The sequence below is a fragment of the Enterobacter sp. 198 genome (assembly GCF_009025585.1).
GTDB lineage: Bacteria > Pseudomonadota > Gammaproteobacteria > Enterobacterales > Enterobacteriaceae > Enterobacter > Enterobacter ludwigii.
On record NZ_WCIM01000030.1, the window covers coordinates 778,495 to 795,715 of the forward strand.

Genomic DNA, 17,221 nt, shown 5'->3' on the forward strand with positions numbered 1-17,221 from the left:
ACCATTGCGAGAGCGCGACGACTGATGCGAATTCTGGCTATTGATACCGCGACAGAGGCCTGTTCTGTTGCTCTGTTGAACGACGGTGCTATCTCTGCTCATTTCGAAGAGTGCCCACGAGAACACACCCAACGCATTCTGCCTCTGGTTAAAGAGATTTTAACCCGGGGCAACACCACCTTAACCGACCTCGACGCACTGGCCTTTGGCCGTGGCCCCGGCAGCTTTACGGGCGTACGCATTGGAATTGGCATTGCGCAGGGGCTGGCGCTGGGCGCAGAACTGCCGATGATCGGTGTTTCCACGCTGGCAACCATGGCGCAGGGCGCATGGCGTATGACCGGGGCAACGCGCGTTCTGGCGGCCATTGACGCCCGAATGGGAGAAGTTTACTGGGCAGAATACACCCGCGATGAAAATGGCATCTGGCACGGTGAAGAGACCGAGGCTGTCCTCAAGCCGGAAGCGGTGACCGAGCGGCTGAAACAGCTGTCCGGCGAGTGGGCGACAGTAGGCACCGGCTGGCCGGCATGGCCAGAGATGGCTAACGGCACCGGGATCACGCTGACAGACGGCAACATGCTTCTGCCCGCCGCAGAGGATATGCTTCCCATCGCCTGTCAACTGCTTGAGGCGGGCAAAACCGTGGCCGTTGAACATGCGGAGCCGGTTTATTTGCGAAACACCGTCGCGTGGAAGAAACTTCCGGGCCGGGAATGAATCTCAGTAACAGGAACTGAGAAAAAGGAGTCGCATCATGGCGGTTCAGACTAAAGTTGTACGCCTTTTTATGGCAGGCGCAGTGGCCATAGCACTGAGCGGATGCGTTTCCGTTCCTGATGCGATTAAGGGCAGCAGCCCCACGCCACAGCAGGATCTGGTTCGTGTGATGAATGCGCCTGAGCTTTACGTCGGTCAGGAAGCGCGCTTTGGCGGCAAGGTTATCGAGGTGCAAAACCAGCAGGGGAAAACCCGTCTGGAGATTGCCACCGTTCCGCTGGATAGCGGTGCGCGGCCCATCCTTGGCGAACCTTCCCGTGGGCGTATTTATGCCGACGTTGGCGGTTTTCTCGACCCGGTCGATTTTCGCGGACAGCTGGTCACCGTCGTCGGCCCGATTACCGGTTCGGTAGAGGGCAAAGTCGGCAACACACCGTATAAATTTATGACCATGCAGGTCAACGGGTATAAGCGCTGGCGGCTGACACAGCAGGTCATCATGCCACCTCAGCCGATGGATCCGTGGATGTGGGGTCCACATCCTTATCGGTATGGCTACCCGGGCTGGGGCTGGTATAACCCGGGGCCTGCACAGGTTCAGACAATCGTTACTGAGTAACTCCCTGTAATTGTTAGAAAAGAGACAGCGGCTCAGCCGCTGTCTCTGTTTTTTACGAATAAAACGAAAAAAAAGAGTGACGCGCTTCGCAACCTTAAATCTGAACAATTAATAAACTGGTACGCTGAGTTAATATAATGTTAACAAACTGTTTATTATCGGGGTTGTGATGACGACGAACACTCATTTCAGAGGTGATGCATTGAAGAAGGTTTGGCTTAACCGTTATCCCGCAGATGTTCCTGCCGAGATCAATCCTGACCGTTATCAATCCCTGGTTGAATTGTTTGAACACTCGGTGAGGCGTTACGCAGACCAGCCTGCTTTTGTGAATATGGGCGAGGTCATGACGTTCCGTAAACTTGAGGAGCGTAGTCGGGCGTTCGCCGCCTATCTGCAGGAAGGGCTGGGGCTGCAAAAAGGGGATCGCGTCGCGCTGATGATGCCGAACCTGCTGCAATACCCGGTGGCGCTGTTCGGTGTCCTGCGTGCCGGGATGATTGTTGTCAACGTTAACCCGCTGTATACGCCGCGGGAGCTGGAGCATCAGCTCAACGACAGCGGTGCCGCCGCCATTGTGATTGTCTCTAACTTTGCCCACACGCTGGAAAAAGTGGTCGACAAAACCCAGGTCAAACACGTCATCCTGACGCGTATGGGGGATCAACTCTCTACCGCCAAAGGGACACTGGTTAACTTTGTCGTCAAATACATCAAACGTCTGGTGCCGAAATACCACCTGCCGGACGCGATCTCCTTCCGCAGTGCGCTGCAGGCGGGCTACCGCATGCAATACGTTAAACCGGAAGTGGTATCAGAAGACCTCGCGTTTCTGCAGTACACCGGCGGCACAACGGGTGTGGCTAAAGGCGCCATGCTGACCCACCGTAACATGCTGGCAAACCTTGAGCAGGTGAATGCCACCTACGGACCGTTGCTGCACCACGGAAAAGAGCTGGTGATCACCGCGCTTCCGCTTTATCACATCTTCGCGCTGACCATGAACTGTCTGCTGTTTATTGAGCTGGGCGGTCAAAACGTATTGATCACGAACCCGCGCGATATTCCGGGGCTGGTGAAAGAGCTGGCGAAATATCCGTTCACCGCCATGACCGGGGTGAATACGCTGTTTAACGCGCTGCTCAACAACAAAGAGTTCCAGAAGCTCGATTTCTCCACACTGCACCTCTCTGCGGGTGGCGGTATGCCGGTTCAACAGGCCGTTGCCGAACGCTGGATGAAACTGACGGGTCAGTATTTACTGGAAGGCTATGGCCTGACGGAGTGCGCCCCGCTGGTCAGTGTGAACCCGCACGATATCGACTATCACAGCGGAAGCATTGGCCTGCCGGTTCCGTCGACCGAAGCCAAACTGGTTGATGATGACGATAACGACGTGGCGCCAGGTGAACCGGGCGAACTCTGTGTCAAAGGGCCGCAGGTGATGCTGGGCTACTGGCAACGTCCTGACGCGACCGATGAAATTATCAAAGACGGTTGGCTGCACACAGGTGATATCGCCGTGATGGATGAAGAGGGCTTCCTGCGTATCGTCGATCGTAAGAAAGACATGATTCTGGTTTCCGGTTTCAACGTCTACCCGAATGAAATCGAAGATGTGGTGATGCAGCACAGCGGCGTGCTCGAAGTGGCTGCCGTAGGCGTCCCTTCCGGGAGCAGCGGTGAGGCGGTGAAGATTTTTGTGGTCAAAAAAGATCCTTCTCTTACGGAGGAGGCGCTGATCACCTTCTGTCGTCGTCAGCTGACCGGCTACAAGGTGCCGAAGCTGGTTGAGTTTCGCGAGGAACTGCCGAAATCGAATGTCGGAAAGATATTACGACGAGAATTACGTGACGAAGCCCGTGGCAAAGTAGACAATAAGGCCTGAGCTTCACGCTAATCGCCCAGACGCCGGTTAAGCCGGCGTTTTTTATGGGCGCAAACAAAAGAGAATCCGTTTTGAATTACCAGATGATCACGACCAACGACGAGCTGGCTTCGCTGTGCGAAGTGACGCGCGACTTTCCTGCCATTGCCCTGGATACCGAGTTTGTCCGCACCCGGACCTACTATCCGCAGCTGGGGTTGATTCAGATGTACGACGGTAAACACGTGTCGCTGATCGACCCGCTCGGCATTACCGACTGGACGCCGATGCGTGACCTGCTGCTCGATACTGCGGTAACGAAATACCTGCACGCAGGCAGTGAAGATCTGGAAGTCTTTCTGAATACTTTTGGCGTCATGCCACAACCGTTGATAGATACACAGATCCTCGCGGCCTTCAGTAATCGACCGCTCTCATGGGGCTTTGCCGCCATGGTTGAGGAGTATACGGGCCTGACGCTGGATAAAAGCGAATCCCGCACCGACTGGCTGGCACGCCCATTAACCGAGCGTCAACTGGAATACGCGGCGGCAGACGTGTTTTACCTCCTGCCGATTGCTGGCCAGCTGATGAAAGAAGCGGAAGCGTCAGGCTGGTTGCCCGCCGCGCTGGATGAGTGCCGAATGACGCAGCAGCGTCGTCAGGAAGTGGTTGATCCGAAAGAGGCCTGGCGCGATATCAGTAACGCCTGGCAGCTGCGTACGCGTCAGCTGGCGTGTCTGCAGCTGTTAGCGGACTGGCGTTTGCGTAAAGCACGCGAGCGCGATCTGGCCGTTAACTTTGTGGTACGCGAAGAACACCTCTGGGCGGTCGCGCGGTATATGCCGGGCAGCATGGGCGAACTGGACAGCATCGGGCTTTCCGGCAGCGAGATCCGTTTCCACGGTAAAACCCTGCTTGCGCTGGTGGCAAAAGCGCAGGAAATGCCGGACGAAGCACTGCCGGAGCCACTGCTGAATCTGATGGATATGCCGGGCTATCGCAAGGCGTTCAAGGATATCAAAGCGCTGGTGCAGGACGTCGCGACGCAAAGCAAACTGGGCGCGGAACTGCTGGCGTCACGCCGTCAGATTAACCAGCTGCTGAACTGGCACTGGAAGCTGAAACCTCAGAATGGTTTGCCGGAAATGATGGCGGGCTGGCGCGGGGAATTGATGGCCGATCGCCTGAATACGGTGCTGGAAGGTTATCCGCGATAATGAAAATGCCGGGTCATGCTGACATGCCCGGCACATTTCCCCGGCGGCATACGCTTACCGGGGATACACAATCCCGAACTACGGACGTGACTCTTCGGCTTCCGGGAGCGTAACGTTCAGCTCCAGAATCGAAATATCCCCGTCTTTTTGCTCCAGCTGCACCGTGACCATCTCCGGGTCAATCTGCACATACTTACAGATCACTTCCAGGATGTCCTTACGCAGCTGCGGCAGGTAGTGTGGCTCGGCGTCACTACGACGACGCTCCGCAACGATGATTTGCAGTCGTTCTTTTGCGATGTTGGCGGTGTTCTTTTTCCGCGAGAGAAAAAAGTCCAGTAATGCCATAACTTATCCTCCGAACAGGCGTTTGAGGAAACCTTTCTTCTCTTCTTCAATGAAGCGGAAAGGACGTTCTTCTCCCAGCAGACGGTCAACGGTATCCGCGTACGCTTTACCTGCATCTGCCATTGTATCCAGGATCACTGGCTCGCCCTGGTTAGAGGCGCGCAATACGGATTGATCTTCCGGGATCACACCGACCAGTTTGATGCGCAGGATCTCCAGCACGTCTTCCATGCTAAGCATGTCACCTTTGTTCACGCGACCCGGGTTATAGCGGGTCAGCAGCAGGTGCTCTTTAATGGGTTCTTCGCCATTTTCCGCACGACGCGATTTGGAGGCGAGGATCCCCAGAATACGGTCCGAGTCACGCACGGATGAGACTTCAGGGTTAGTGGTGATGATGGCTTCATCAGCGAAGTAGAGTGCCATCAGGGCGCCCGTTTCGATGCCGGCAGGGGAGTCACAGACAACGAAGTCAAACTCCATTTTTTTCAGCTCATCGAGCACCTTTTCCACGCCTTCGCGGGTCAGGGCGTCTTTATCACGCGTCTGAGAAGCCGGAAGGATGTAGAGGTTTTCGGTGCGCTTGTCTTTAATCAGCGCCTGGTTCAGTGTGGCGTCGCCCTGAATGACGTTCACGAAGTCATAGACCACGCGACGTTCACATCCCATGATCAGGTCGAGGTTACGCAGACCGATATCGAAATCGATAACGACGGTTTTCTTTCCCTTCTGGGCCAAACCAGTAGCGATGGCCGCGCTGGAGGTGGTCTTGCCAACGCCTCCTTTACCCGAAGTAACAACAATAATGCGTGCCATAGAAATTCCTTGTTAAAAAGGGATCAATTCAACGGTTGAACGGTCAACGCGTCGTCTGCCAGTCGCAGACGAGCCGCTTTGCCATAAAATTCGGCTGGGATCTTGTCGCTCAGCCAATATTCACCTGCGATGGACACCAGTTCCGCCGTCAGATGAGTACAAAATATTTGCGCATCCCTGTCACCACTTGCACCCGCGAGCGCACGCCCACGCATCATACCGTATACGTGAATATTGCCATCTGCAATCAGCTCTGCGCCAGCGCTGACGTGGCTTGTAACAATCAGATCACAGTTTGGTGCATAAATGCGCTGACCGGAACGAACCGGCACATCAATCAATCGCGTTTTTGTGACAGGTGTAACGTTTTGCACCGGAGGAGGAGGCGTTTGGACTGCCGCAGGGGCAGGACGCGCGGCTTTTTCTTTGCCTTCGGTCAGAATGGGCAGACCCGCACGGTCAATTTCTGCTTTTAGCTCAGCATCTTTGCAGCCGCTGATACCGACGATACGCAGCCCGGTCGCGGCCACGGCTTGCTGGAGAAGTTTCCAGTTAACCGGTGCATCCAGACCACTGACATTCACGACGACGGGGGCATGTTTCAGAAAAGCGGGAGCCTGCGCAATTTTGTCTTCTAACGCCTGACGAATAACCTCGGGTTTTGCATCATGCAAATGTACCACTGATAAGGTGAAGCTACTGCCTTTAAGCTCGATTGGCGTGTTTGACATCCTGGCCTTACTCAATTTGCTATTAACCGCAACACCGCCGTTGCGATATTCCGAAGAGTATCAGGCATGTTATAGTCAGGAGTATATTGAGGCAAGCAACCACCCATTAATTCAGAGTAAAAACATGTTTTGTGTGATCTACAGAAGTACAAGTCGTGACCAGACCTATCTTTATGTCGAAAAGAAAGACGATTTTTCGCGCGTACCTGAAGAATTAATGAAGAACTTTGGCCGACCTCAGCTGGCGATGCTGCTGCCGCTGGATGGCCGTAAGAAACTGGTCAACGCCGATCTGGAAAAAGTGAAAACCGCATTAGCGGAGCAAGGCTATTATTTACAGCTCCCGCCACCACCCGAGAATTTATTAAAACAGCATCTTGAGGTGAACGGGAAAAAATAGTCCCGGCTGTTTTCGGGGTTAACACATCAACCGTTTAGGGGTCGTACATGTATCAACATCATAACTGGCAAGGTGCATTACTGGATTATCCCGTCAGCAAAGTGGTCTGCGTAGGCAGTAACTATGCCAAACATATTCAGGAGATGGGCAGCGCGACGCCAGACGAGCCGGTTCTGTTCATCAAACCAGAAACCGCGCTGTGCGACATTCGCCAGCCGCTGGCGCTGCCGCAGGGGTTGGGGTCGGTGCATCATGAAGTGGAACTGGCCGTGCTGATTGGCGCGACGCTGCGTCAGGCCTCCGAAGAGCATGTGCAAAAGGCGATTGCCGGATACGGTGTCGCGCTCGACCTGACCCTGCGTGATGTTCAGGGCAAAATGAAGAAAGCGGGGCAGCCGTGGGAAAAGGCCAAAGGGTTTGATAACGCTTGCCCGATCTCCGGTTTTATTCCGGTAAGTGAATTTACCGACGATCCGCAGAACACCCCGCTTAGCCTGAAGGTTAACGGCGAGATCCGCCAGCAGGGCACCACGGCAGATATGATCCATAAAATTGTGCCGCTGATTGCCTACATGAGCCGTTTCTTTACCCTGAAACCGGGCGATGTGATCCTCACCGGTACGCCAGAAGGTGTCGGCCCGTTGCAGGCCGGTGACGAACTGGACGTCAGTTTTAACGGCCTGTCACTGAAAACTCGCGTGCTGTAAAAGCATCTTGCCGCCTGAAGAGGGCGGCAAAACTTGCAACAACGTGCCAGACTCGTTATAAGGTGCGCTCTCTTTTGACGTGTGGACATCCTGATGAACAACATTCCTTTCTGGCAAAGCAAAACTCTCGACCAAATGACAGACGTGGAGTGGGAATCGTTGTGTGACGGTTGCGGGCAGTGCTGCCTGCATAAACTGATGGATGAAGATTCGGACGAAATCTATTTCACCAACGTTGCCTGCAAGCAGCTGAACATCAAAACCTGCCAGTGTCGCAACTATGAGCGTCGCTTCGAGTACGAGCCGGATTGCATCAAGCTAACCCGTGAGAACCTGCCCACCTTCGAATGGCTGCCGCATACCTGCGCCTATCGTCTGCTGGCGGAAGGCAAAGACCTGCCAAAATGGCACCCGCTGCTGACGGGCTCCAAAGCGGCGATGCACGGTGAACGCATCTCTGTGCGTCATATTGCGGTGAAAGAGTCAGAGGTACAGGACTGGGAAGATCACATCATGAATCATCCCAACCGTGGATAAGAAAAAACCCGCCGAGGCGGGTTTTTTTTACCTGCCAAACAGGTCGCGTTTCTTGGGTTTGAACGGTTGTGCGATGAGCACCAGCAGCGCCACAATGAAGTAGGCCACAAAAATCCCCACCAGCCACTGCGGCATCTCAAGGCTCAGGAATTCCCACTGGCGCACAGAGCAGTCACCGGAAGCAACAAACACCTGCGGCAGCCACTTATCAAGCGGCAGCCAGCTCGGGAAGCGGGCGGCGAAATCACAGGTCATAAAAGGTGACGGATGCAGCTGCATCATGGTGTGCTGCCAGGAGAGCTCAATACCTTTCCAGGCGCTGTACAGCCAGATGGCAATTGCGGCATAGCGTAACGGCGATTTAGGGGCAATCGCGCCCACCAGACCCGCACCCATAATGCCGAACAATGCACAGCGTTCGTAAATACAGAGTACGCAAGGCTGAAGTCCCATCACATGCTGGAACCACAGCGCGACCATTTCCAGCGCAAAGGCGGTCAGGGCCATTAACAACCACGCTCCGCGACCGCGAGAGCACTGGTTTAAAAATCTCAACATAATCATTTCCCTGGAACATGCTTAGAAAGCGCAGTGTAAACGAATTCGTTTTTCGCGCCACCTGTACCTGACGAAATAAAACGTAATTGGATGTTTATCGTGCGAAAAGGTAAACGGGCAGCAAGCTGCCCGATATATCAGGTTTACTGCGCGGCAAGTATACCCGCTTGTATCAACCATTGCGTACAGGGAATAAGGGTAATTTTGACGCAAAGCAATCCTACAAGCGTGAGCACCAGCGTATAGGGAAGCGCCATCCAGACCATTCGCCCATAAGAAAGACGTATGAGTGGAGCCAGCGCAGAGGTCAGCAGGAACAGGAACGCCGCCTGACCGTTGGGCGTCGCCACCGACGGCAGGTTGGTCCCGGTGTTAATTGCCACCGCCAGCAGTTCGAACTGTCCGGCGCTGATGACGCCTTGCTCCATGGCCGTTTTGGCCTCGTTGATGTAGACCGTGCCAACAAACACGTTATCCGAGATAGACGACAGCAGCCCGTTAAACAGATAAAACAGCGAAAGCTGAGCATCCGGTGCCGCCTGCAAGACAAAGGTAATGATCGGCGCGAAAAGCTTCTGGTCGATGATCACCGCGACGACCGCAAAAAAGACGGCCAGCAGGGCGGTAAAGGGCAGGGCTTCCGTAAAGGCTTTGCCAATCGCATGCTCATCCGTCACGCCGGTAAAACTGGTGGCGAGAATAATCACCGACAGGCCAATTAAACCGACTTCGGCAAGATGAAACGCCAGCGCGGCGATAAGCCAGACGCCAATGACGCCCTGTGCAATAAGACGCAGCGTCTCCTGACGCGTCCGCTGGCTACGGCTTTGCTGGTCGAATTTCTGCAGCTCCTGACGCACGGGTGCCGGAATATGCGCGCCATAGCCAAAGAGGCTGAATTTCTCCACCACCACACAGGTCGCCAGACCGCACACCAGAACCGGTATGCTCACCGGTGCCATTCGCAGGAAGAAATCACCGAAATGCCAGCCCGCAGCTTTAGCAATAATCAGGTTTTGCGGTTCACCCACCATCGTCATCACGCCGCCCAGGGCGGTCCCGACGCCGGCATGCATCATCAGGCTGCGCAGGAAGGCGCGGAACTGTTCCAGCACCTCGCGGTGGTCATTATCGACCTGGCTGTCATCAAGCAGGTCATCGCCGGGACGTGAAGAGGCCACCCGGTGATAAATACCATAAAACCCGACCGCGACGCTTATCACCACGGCGACCACCGTCAGCGCATCCAGGAAGGCTGAAAGAAATGCCGCAGCCACGCAGAAAGCCAGCGACAAAAGCGTTTTTGAAGGAATGCTCAGCAGCAGGCGGGTAAAAATAAACAGCAGCAGCTGTTTCATAAAGTAGATGCCGGCCACCATGAACATCAGCAGCAGAAGCACTTCAAGGTTTGAGGCCAGTTCTGCTTTTACATGCTCGGCGCTGGTCATGCCAATGACAACCGCTTCAATGGCCAGCAAACCGCCAGGCAGCAGGGGATAGCACTTCAGCGCCATGGCCAGGGTGAAGATAAACTCCGCGACCAGCAGCCACCCGGCAATAAACGGGTGCACAATAAAGATGAGAGGATTAACAACCAGGAACACCAGAAGTATCAGCTTGTACCAGTCGGGAGACTGGCCTAAAAAATTGCGCCACAACGCGCGCCCAAAAGAAATTTCCACGACAGACGTTCTTCCCCGTTAAGTAAAACAAAACATCAGTATACGCAAAAATCACAGCCTGGAGGGGGATTCGGCTGCAATGTAAATTTCATAAAAATGAAACGGCGATCCCTCTTTTCTCTCACTGCTGCGCTATCTGCCTCTGCGAGCCTCTGGTATGATGAGTGCAATTTGCTAAAGCTGTGTAATGGAAATCTCACTATGGTCATTAAGGCGCAGAGCCCGGCGGGTTTCGCGGAAGAGTACATCATTGAAAGCATCTGGAATAATCGTTTCCCTGCAGGGTCCATTCTTCCGGCTGAACGCGAACTCTCTGAACTGATTGGCGTCACTCGCACCACGCTTCGGGAAGTGCTCCAGCGACTGGCGCGTGATGGGTGGTTGACGATTCAGCATGGCAAGCCAACAAAAGTAAACAATTTCTGGGAAACCTCCGGGCTGAATATTCTTGAAACGCTGGCGCGCCTCGATCATGAAAGCGTGCCGCAGCTGATTGATAATCTGCTCTCCGTGCGTACCAATATCGCCACCATCTTTATTCGTACGGCTTTCCGTCAGCACCCGGAAGATGCGCTCCAGGTTCTGGCCAGTGCCAACCAGGTGGAAGATCATGCGGATGCGTTTGCTACCCTTGATTACAACATCTTCCGCGGCCTGGCGTTTGCCTCCGGTAACCCGATTTACGGCCTCATCCTTAACGGCATGAAAGGGCTCTATACCCGTATCGGTCGTCACTACTTTGCCAATCCGGAAGCCCGCAGTCTGGCGCTGGGCTTTTACCACAAGCTGAGCGAGCTCTGTTCTACCGGTCAGCACGATCAGGTGTATGAAACCGTGCGCCGCTACGGCCGCGACTCCGGTGAAATCTGGCACCGGATGCAAAAAACGCTGCCGGGTGACCTGGCCATCCAGACCCGCTAAAAGAAAAAACCTCTCAGCTGAGAGGTTTTTTTTCGCCCTGATGCGGGCGTTTCGGTTCAGGCCGGCACTACAGCGTATTCATCCGCGTCGGGCAGCGCTCCAGCAGCTCCACGCTACCGTCTTCATTCTGCTGCTCCAGCAGCACGTCAAAGCCCCACAGGCGATGCACATGCTTCAGCACCTCTTTGCGCCCTTTATCCAGCGGGGCACGGTTGTGCGGGATGTAGCGCAGCGTCAGAGAGCGGTCACCGCGGAGATCCACGTTCCATACCTGAATATTGGGTTCAAGATTGCTCAGGTTGTACTGGGAAGAGAGGCGAGAGCGGATCTCCCGGTATCCCTCTTCGTTATGAATCGCTGAAATTTCCAGGAAGTTGTTACGGTCATCATCCAGCACGGTGAAGAAGCGGAAATCGCGCATGATCTTCGGCGACATAAACTGGCTAATAAAGCTCTCATCCTTGAAATCGCGCATCGCAAAATGCAGCGTTTCCAGCCAGTCCGAACCGGCAATATCCGGGAACCAGTATTTGTCCTCTTCTGTTGGCGACTGACAGATACGTTTGATGTCCTGGAACATCGCAAAGCCGAGGGCATACGGGTTGATGCCGCTGTACCACGGGCTGTTGTAAGGCGGCTGGAACACCACGTTGGTATGGCTGTGGAGGAATTCCATCATAAACCGCTCGGTAACTTTCCCCTCGTCATACAGATGGTTGAGGATGGTGTAATGCCAGAATGTCGCCCAGCCTTCGTTCATCACCTGCGTCTGTTTTTGCGGATAGAAGTACTGGCTGACCTTACGCACAATGCGCAGGATCTCACGCTGCCATGACTCCAGCAGCGGCGCGTTCTTCTCCATAAAGTAGAGCAGGTTTTCCTGTGGCTCAGACGGGTAGCGGCGCGCCTCAGCGACAGCTTTCTCTTCTTCACGCTTAGGCAGGGTGCGCCACAGCATATTCACCTGGCTTTGCAGATACTCCTCGCGGCTTTTCTGCCGGGCTTTCTCCTCCTGCAGGGAAATTTTCTGCGGCCGTTTGTAGCGGTCTACGCCGTAGTTCATCAGCGCATGGCAGGAGTCGAGCAGTTTCTCCACTTCATCGACGCCGTAGCGCTCTTCGCAGTCGGTAATGTATTTACGGGCGAAGATCAGGTAATCGACGATCGAACTGGCGTCCGTCCAGCTGCGGAAAAGATAGTTATTCTTGAAGAAAGAGTTGTGCCCGTAGCAGGCATGCGCCATCACCAGCGCCTGCATGGTAATGGTGTTCTCTTCCATCAGGTAAGCGATACACGGGTTGGAGTTGATGACGATTTCATACGCCAGCCCCTGCTGGCCGTGTTTATACAGCCGTTCCGTTTCAATAAATTTTTTACCAAACGACCAGTGCGGATAATTGATCGGCATCCCGACGCTGGAATAGGCATCCATCATCTGTTCGGAGGTTATGACTTCAATCTGGTGAGGATAGGTATCCAGGCGATAGAGTTTTGCTACCCGGTCGATTTCAGCGAGGTAGACATCCAGCAACTCAAAGGTCCAGTCGGGTCCATCGCTGAGACGTGTGTTGTCCTTGTTCAGGGAATCAATAGTAGCCATTAGCGCGCCCTCGTTGTGGGTGCTCTCTCTGTCTGGAGAGCCTCCTTTCAAGCATAGATCAACGTGTTAAAAAGCGTGCTGGAGCAGAAATTTTTTCTTTACGATTTCCCGTTTTCAATACGGTAAAAAAAGCGGTTCATGCAGAGTTTTATGCTGGTTAAAAATAACGCGCAGCAGGAGATCCCAAATAAGTCCTTTCCCCGCCAGTAGGGGGAGATGTGAGATAAGTCACCATAAAAAAGTCGTATGTTGAATAATATTTTCAACTAGGTTATCAATCTGTAATTAGAAGATTGTTCTTTTGCACATTATGGAGTGGCTATGCGTGTTGTCATACTGGGAAGTGGTGTGGTTGGCGTAACCAGCGCCTGGTATTTAAGTCAGGCGGGGCATGACGTAACCGTTATCGATCGTGAGCCAGGCCCTGCGCTGGAAACCAGCGCGGCGAATGCCGGGCAAATCTCTCCGGGCTATGCGGCACCGTGGGCGGCTCCCGGCGTGCCACTGAAGGCGATTAAATGGATGTTCCAGCGCCATGCGCCGCTGGCCATTAGCCTCGACGGCACGCAGTTCCAGCTTAAGTGGATGTGGCAGATGCTGCGCAATTGCGACACCCGCCATTACATGGAAAACAAAGGGCGTATGGTGCGTCTGGCGGAATACAGCCGTGACTGCCTGAAAACCTTGCGCGCCACCACCGGCATTGAGTACGAAGGCCGTCAGGGCGGTACGCTGCAGCTGTTCCGCACGGCGCAACAGTACGAAAACGCCACCCGCGATATCGCCGTGCTGGAAGATGCCGGTGTTCCGTATCAACTCCTCGAGGCCAGTCAGCTGGGACAGGTTGAACCGGCGCTGGCGGAGGTGTCCCACAAACTGACGGGCGGCCTGCGTTTACCCAACGATGAAACCGGCGACTGTCAGCTCTTTACCCAGCGTCTGGCGCAGATGTGCGAGCAGGCAGGGGTAACATTCCGCTTTAACACGCCCGTCGATAAATTGCTGTCGGAAGGCGGTAATATTTACGGCGTGAAGTGCGGCGAAGAGGTGATCAAAGCGGATGCCTACGTCATGGCCTTTGGCTCTTACTCTACCGCCATGCTGAAGGGCATTCTGGACATTCCGGTCTATCCGCTGAAGGGGTACTCCCTGACCATCCCGGTGAAAGAGGACAGCGGTGCACCCGTCTCCACCATTCTGGATGAAACCTATAAAATCGCCATTACCCGTTTTGACAACCGTATCCGCGTAGGCGGCATGGCGGAGATTGTCGGCTTCAACACCGAGCTGCTGCAGCCGCGTCGTGAAACGCTGGAGATGGTCGTGGGCGATCTCTTCCCACGCGGCGGTTTTGTCGAGCAGGCCACGTTCTGGACCGGTCTGCGTCCAATGACGCCAGACGGCACGCCGATTGTGGGCCGCACTCCGTTCAAAAACCTGTGGACGAATACCGGACACGGCACCCTCGGCTGGACAATGGCCTGTGGCTCAGGTCAGCTGTTGAGCGACTTGATTTCCGGTCGCACCCCGGCAATTCCGTTTGACGATTTAAGTGCCGCGCGCTATCAATCTGGGTTCACCCCCTCGCGTCCACAGCACCTGCACGGCGCGCATAACTAAGGAGTTGTCATGTCCCGTCCTGTTCTGGCTCAGCTGGACTTGCAGGCCCTGAAGGATAACCTGCAGATTGTTCGCCGTGCTGCGCCAGGTTCACGCGTCTGGTCGGTGGTGAAAGCGAACGCCTACGGCCACGGTATTGACCGCATCTGGAGCGCGCTCAGCGCGACCGACGGTTTTGCGTTACTGAATCTGGAAGAGGCCATTTTGCTGCGCGAGCGTGGCTGGAAAGGCCCTATCTTATTGCTGGAAGGGTTCTTCCATGCCGACGATCTACCGTTGCTGGATAAGTACCGGCTGACCACCAGCATTCACAGCAACTGGCAGGTTAAAGCCCTGCAGGACGCCAGACTGCATGCTCCGCTCGACATTTATCTCAAGGTGAACAGCGGCATGAACCGCCTGGGCTTCCAGCCCGAGCGGGTACATACGGTATGGCAACAGCTGCGCGGCATCAAGAATGTGGGCGAAATGACGCTGATGGCGCACTTTGCCGACGCGGAAAAACCCGATGGCATCGCCGAGGCGATGGTGCGGATTGAGCAGGCGGCTGAAGGTCTGGCGTGTTCGCGCTCGCTCTCTAACTCGGCGGCCACGCTGTGGCACCCGGAGGCGCACTACAGCTGGGTACGCCCGGGGATCATTCTGTACGGCGCGTCACCGTCAGGGCAGTGGCAGGATATTGCTAACAGCGGCCTGAAACCGGTGATGACCCTGCGCAGCGAAATCATCGGCGTACAAACGCTGAAGGCCGGTTCCACTGTGGGCTACGGCAGCCGTTACCGGGCGACAGGCGAACAGCGAATTGGCATTGTGGCGGGAGGCTATGCCGACGGCTACCCGCGTATCGCTCCGACCGGCACGCCGGTGTGGGTGGATGGTGTTCGCACGGGTACCGTGGGGACGGTCTCAATGGATATGCTGGCGGTAGACCTCACGCCGTGCCCGCAGGCGGGGATTGGTTCACCGGTTGAGCTGTGGGGAAATGAAATTAAAATTGACGATGTGGCCGCTGCTGCAGGGACCGTTGGCTATGAGCTGATGTGCGCTCTGGCGCCGCGCGTACCGGTTGTGACGGTGTAACTATGCGATGTGCCGGGGGGCGATAACGCCTTCCCCGGCCAGTAAGACACGAAACCTAAACTACTCTGACTCTTCTTCCATCGGCCTTACGCCGACTTTGCGTACCGCGTTATCTTCTTTCTCGGCCACCGTCCAGATCATCCCGGCAAACTCGACCTGGTCACCGACAACGGGTGCTGCGCCAAGCAGTTGCTGGATAATTTCCCCCAGCGTTTGCTGCTTATCGCGATACTCCAGCCCTTCATCCAGACCGTAAATCAAGGCAACATCTGCAAATTTGGCGCTCGCTTCCAGAATAAAATCGCCGAAGAAACGCTGATCCAGCGCCACCGGTGGCGACTGGCTGAACAATTTACCCAGTGCGGGCAGGTCGCGCTCGCGGCCAATCACGCACAAAATATCCCCTTCACGCAGACGGGTGCTGCCGGTAGGGTGAAGCAGAACATTGTCGCGGAACAACGCGGCAATCCGCGTTTCGGCGGGCATATGCAGATCGCGCAGCGACGCGCCCACGCACCATTTGTCTTCGCTAAGCTGATACACAAACTGTTCCCACGGGTTTTCCGGATGAATATCCAATCCGACGCGGGAGACGGGCCAGCCAACGGGGGGGATCACCACTTTTGCCTTTTTCGCCGCCCAGCCGAGTGACGTGCCCTGGAACAGGAGTGAAATCAAAACAACGAAGAATGCGACGTTGAAGAACAGTCGGGCGTTATCCAGGCCCGCCATCATCGGGAACACGGCAAGGATAATCGGCACCGCGCCGCGCAGACCCACCCAACTGATAAAGATACGCTCGCGCAGGTTAAAGCCGCGAAACGGCAGCAGGCCTGCAAACACCGACAGTGGACGGGCGAAGAAGATCATCCACGCCGACAGCATCAGCGCCGGCACGGCGATAGGCAGCAGGTCTGAAGGGGTAACCAGCAGGCCAAGCACCAGGAACATGCCAATCTGCGCCAGCCAGGCCAGTCCGTCGAAGTTCTGCAAAATGGCGTGACGGTTGCGAATAGGGCGATTACCCATCAGGAAGCCACAGAGGTAAACGGCAAGAATGCCGCTGCCATCCAGCGCGGTGGTGACGGCAAAAATCAGAATGCCGCCGCTCAGCGCCAGCAGAGGGTAAAGCCCGGCGGGAAGTGAAATCCGGTTGATCATCTGCTGCAGCAGATAGCCGCCGCCGAGGCCAAGAATAATCCCCAGACCAAACTGCTGCAGGATATGCCAGGCAAACATCCAGCTCAGCCCGCTTTCGTGCTGCTGGATCATCTCAATCAGCGTGATGGTGAGAAACACCGCCATGGGATCGTTACTGCCGGATTCAATCTCAAGCGTGGAGCCAACACGTTCGTTAAGCCCTTTACCGCCAAGTAGGGAAAAGACCGCCGCCGCATCGGTTGAACCGACAATAGCGCCAATCAGCAAGCCTTCCATGATATTGAGATGGAACAGCCAGGCGGCCATCATCCCGGTCAGGCCGGATGTGATTAATACGCCTACGGTCGCGAGCGACAGCGCCGGCCCTAAGGCGACGCGGAACGAGCTCGCCTGAGTGCGCATCCCGCCGTCCAGCAGGATCACTGCCAGCGCGAGGTTACTCACCATGTAGGCGAAAGGGTAGTTATCGAAAGGAATACCGCCGATGCCATCGATGCCAGCCAGCATGCCGATAGCAAGGAAAATAACGAGAATAGGTATGCCGAGACGCGATGAAAATGAACTTAATAATATACTACAGGTTACAAGCACAGAACCCAGAATGAAAAGGCTGATTATCGCTGCGGCATCCAAT

17 protein-coding genes are annotated in these 17,221 nt (G+C 55.2%); 10 read left to right on the top strand and 7 right to left on the bottom strand.

Annotation, left to right across the window (positions count from 1 at the left end; genetic code table 11):
* The first annotated feature begins 24 nt into the window (after window positions 1–24).
* From tsaB to rnd, 4 genes are all read left to right on the top strand, one after another.
* Entirely contained in the window at window positions 25–720 is a 696-nt protein-coding gene (gene tsaB, locus F8561_RS22000; protein WP_014170589.1) for a tRNA (adenosine(37)-N6)-threonylcarbamoyltransferase complex dimerization subunit type 1 TsaB, read from the top strand.
* 37 nt (window positions 721–757) lie between these two features.
* A complete protein-coding gene (locus F8561_RS22005; RefSeq protein WP_020883430.1) occupies window positions 758–1,339 on the top strand; it encodes a Slp family lipoprotein in 582 nt (193 codons plus the stop codon).
* Window positions 1,340–1,541: 202 nt separating this feature from the next.
* Window positions 1,542–3,227, top strand: a complete 1,686-nt coding sequence (gene fadD, locus F8561_RS22010; RefSeq protein ID WP_025203871.1) for a long-chain-fatty-acid--CoA ligase FadD — start codon at window positions 1,542–1,544, stop codon at window positions 3,225–3,227.
* 83 nt (window positions 3,228–3,310) lie between these two features.
* Entirely contained in the window at window positions 3,311–4,426 is a 1,116-nt protein-coding gene (gene rnd / locus F8561_RS22015; RefSeq protein WP_123266851.1) for a ribonuclease D, read from the top strand.
* 78 nt (window positions 4,427–4,504) lie between these two features.
* Here rnd and minE read toward each other — a convergent pair whose 3' ends face one another.
* Genes minE through minC form a run of 3 tightly spaced genes read right to left on the bottom strand, consistent with a single transcriptional unit; the run spans window position 4,505 to window position 6,321 of the window.
* Window positions 4,505–4,774, bottom strand: coding sequence for a cell division topological specificity factor MinE (minE, locus tag F8561_RS22020; protein ID WP_008500504.1), 270 nt, complete (start codon window positions 4,772–4,774; stop codon window positions 4,505–4,507).
* Between the two features lie 3 nt (window positions 4,775–4,777).
* Window positions 4,778–5,590 carry a septum site-determining protein MinD gene (gene minD / locus F8561_RS22025; RefSeq protein WP_014170584.1) on the bottom strand — a complete coding sequence of 271 codons (813 nt, stop codon included), beginning with the start codon at window positions 5,588–5,590 and terminating at the stop codon, window positions 4,778–4,780.
* A 23-nt stretch (window positions 5,591–5,613) separates the two neighbouring features.
* Window positions 5,614–6,321 carry a septum site-determining protein MinC gene (gene minC / locus F8561_RS22030; RefSeq protein ID WP_020883433.1) on the bottom strand — a complete coding sequence of 236 codons (708 nt, stop codon included), beginning with the start codon at window positions 6,319–6,321 and terminating at the stop codon, window positions 5,614–5,616.
* A gap of 124 nt (window positions 6,322–6,445) precedes the next feature.
* On the opposite strand from minC, the gene F8561_RS22035 reads away from it, so the two are divergent.
* The 3 genes from F8561_RS22035 (at window position 6,446) to F8561_RS22045 (ending at window position 7,965) form a co-directional block, all read left to right on the top strand.
* On the top strand, window positions 6,446–6,721 hold the full coding sequence (locus F8561_RS22035) for a YcgL domain-containing protein (RefSeq protein WP_020883434.1): 276 nt from the start codon (window positions 6,446–6,448) through the stop codon (window positions 6,719–6,721).
* Between the two features lie 47 nt (window positions 6,722–6,768).
* Window positions 6,769–7,428 (top strand): fumarylacetoacetate hydrolase family protein, encoded by a 660-nt coding sequence (locus F8561_RS22040; RefSeq protein WP_020883435.1) that lies wholly within the window; start codon window positions 6,769–6,771, stop codon window positions 7,426–7,428.
* A 93-nt stretch (window positions 7,429–7,521) separates the two neighbouring features.
* Window positions 7,522–7,965 carry a YcgN family cysteine cluster protein gene (locus F8561_RS22045; RefSeq protein WP_020883436.1) on the top strand — a complete coding sequence of 148 codons (444 nt, stop codon included), beginning with the start codon at window positions 7,522–7,524 and terminating at the stop codon, window positions 7,963–7,965.
* 27 nt (window positions 7,966–7,992) lie between these two features.
* On the opposite strand, the gene dsbB is transcribed toward F8561_RS22045, so the two are convergent.
* A complete protein-coding gene (dsbB, locus tag F8561_RS22050; protein ID WP_020883437.1) occupies window positions 7,993–8,523 on the bottom strand; it encodes a disulfide bond formation protein DsbB in 531 nt (176 codons plus the stop codon).
* A gap of 143 nt (window positions 8,524–8,666) precedes the next feature.
* Window positions 8,667–10,205 (bottom strand): Na(+)/H(+) antiporter NhaB, encoded by a 1,539-nt coding sequence (gene nhaB, locus F8561_RS22055; protein ID WP_020883438.1) that lies wholly within the window; start codon window positions 10,203–10,205, stop codon window positions 8,667–8,669.
* Between the two features lie 201 nt (window positions 10,206–10,406).
* Here nhaB and fadR point away from each other — a divergent pair, with 201 nt between their 5' ends.
* On the top strand, window positions 10,407–11,126 hold the full coding sequence (fadR, locus tag F8561_RS22060; protein ID WP_025203875.1) for a fatty acid metabolism transcriptional regulator FadR: 720 nt from the start codon (window positions 10,407–10,409) through the stop codon (window positions 11,124–11,126).
* A gap of 67 nt (window positions 11,127–11,193) precedes the next feature.
* Here the strand turns inward: fadR and F8561_RS22065 are convergent, their stop codons facing one another.
* The gene (locus F8561_RS22065) at window positions 11,194–12,726 is read right to left on the bottom strand and encodes a SpoVR family protein (protein WP_020883440.1); all 1,533 of its coding nucleotides are present in this window, start codon (window positions 12,724–12,726) and stop codon (window positions 11,194–11,196) included.
* A gap of 321 nt (window positions 12,727–13,047) precedes the next feature.
* Between F8561_RS22065 and F8561_RS22070 the strand changes: the two genes are divergently transcribed.
* Both F8561_RS22070 and dadX read left to right on the top strand, forming a co-directional pair.
* The gene (locus F8561_RS22070; protein ID WP_020883441.1) at window positions 13,048–14,346 is read left to right on the top strand and encodes a D-amino acid dehydrogenase; all 1,299 of its coding nucleotides are present in this window, start codon (window positions 13,048–13,050) and stop codon (window positions 14,344–14,346) included.
* A gap of 9 nt (window positions 14,347–14,355) precedes the next feature.
* Window positions 14,356–15,426 (top strand): catabolic alanine racemase DadX, encoded by a 1,071-nt coding sequence (dadX, locus tag F8561_RS22075; RefSeq protein ID WP_025203876.1) that lies wholly within the window; start codon window positions 14,356–14,358, stop codon window positions 15,424–15,426.
* A 60-nt stretch (window positions 15,427–15,486) separates the two neighbouring features.
* On the opposite strand, the gene F8561_RS22080 is transcribed toward dadX, so the two are convergent.
* Window positions 15,487–17,220 carry a potassium/proton antiporter gene (locus F8561_RS22080; RefSeq protein WP_014170573.1) on the bottom strand — a complete coding sequence of 578 codons (1,734 nt, stop codon included), beginning with the start codon at window positions 17,218–17,220 and terminating at the stop codon, window positions 15,487–15,489.
* Window position 17,221: the final 1 nt, after the last annotated feature.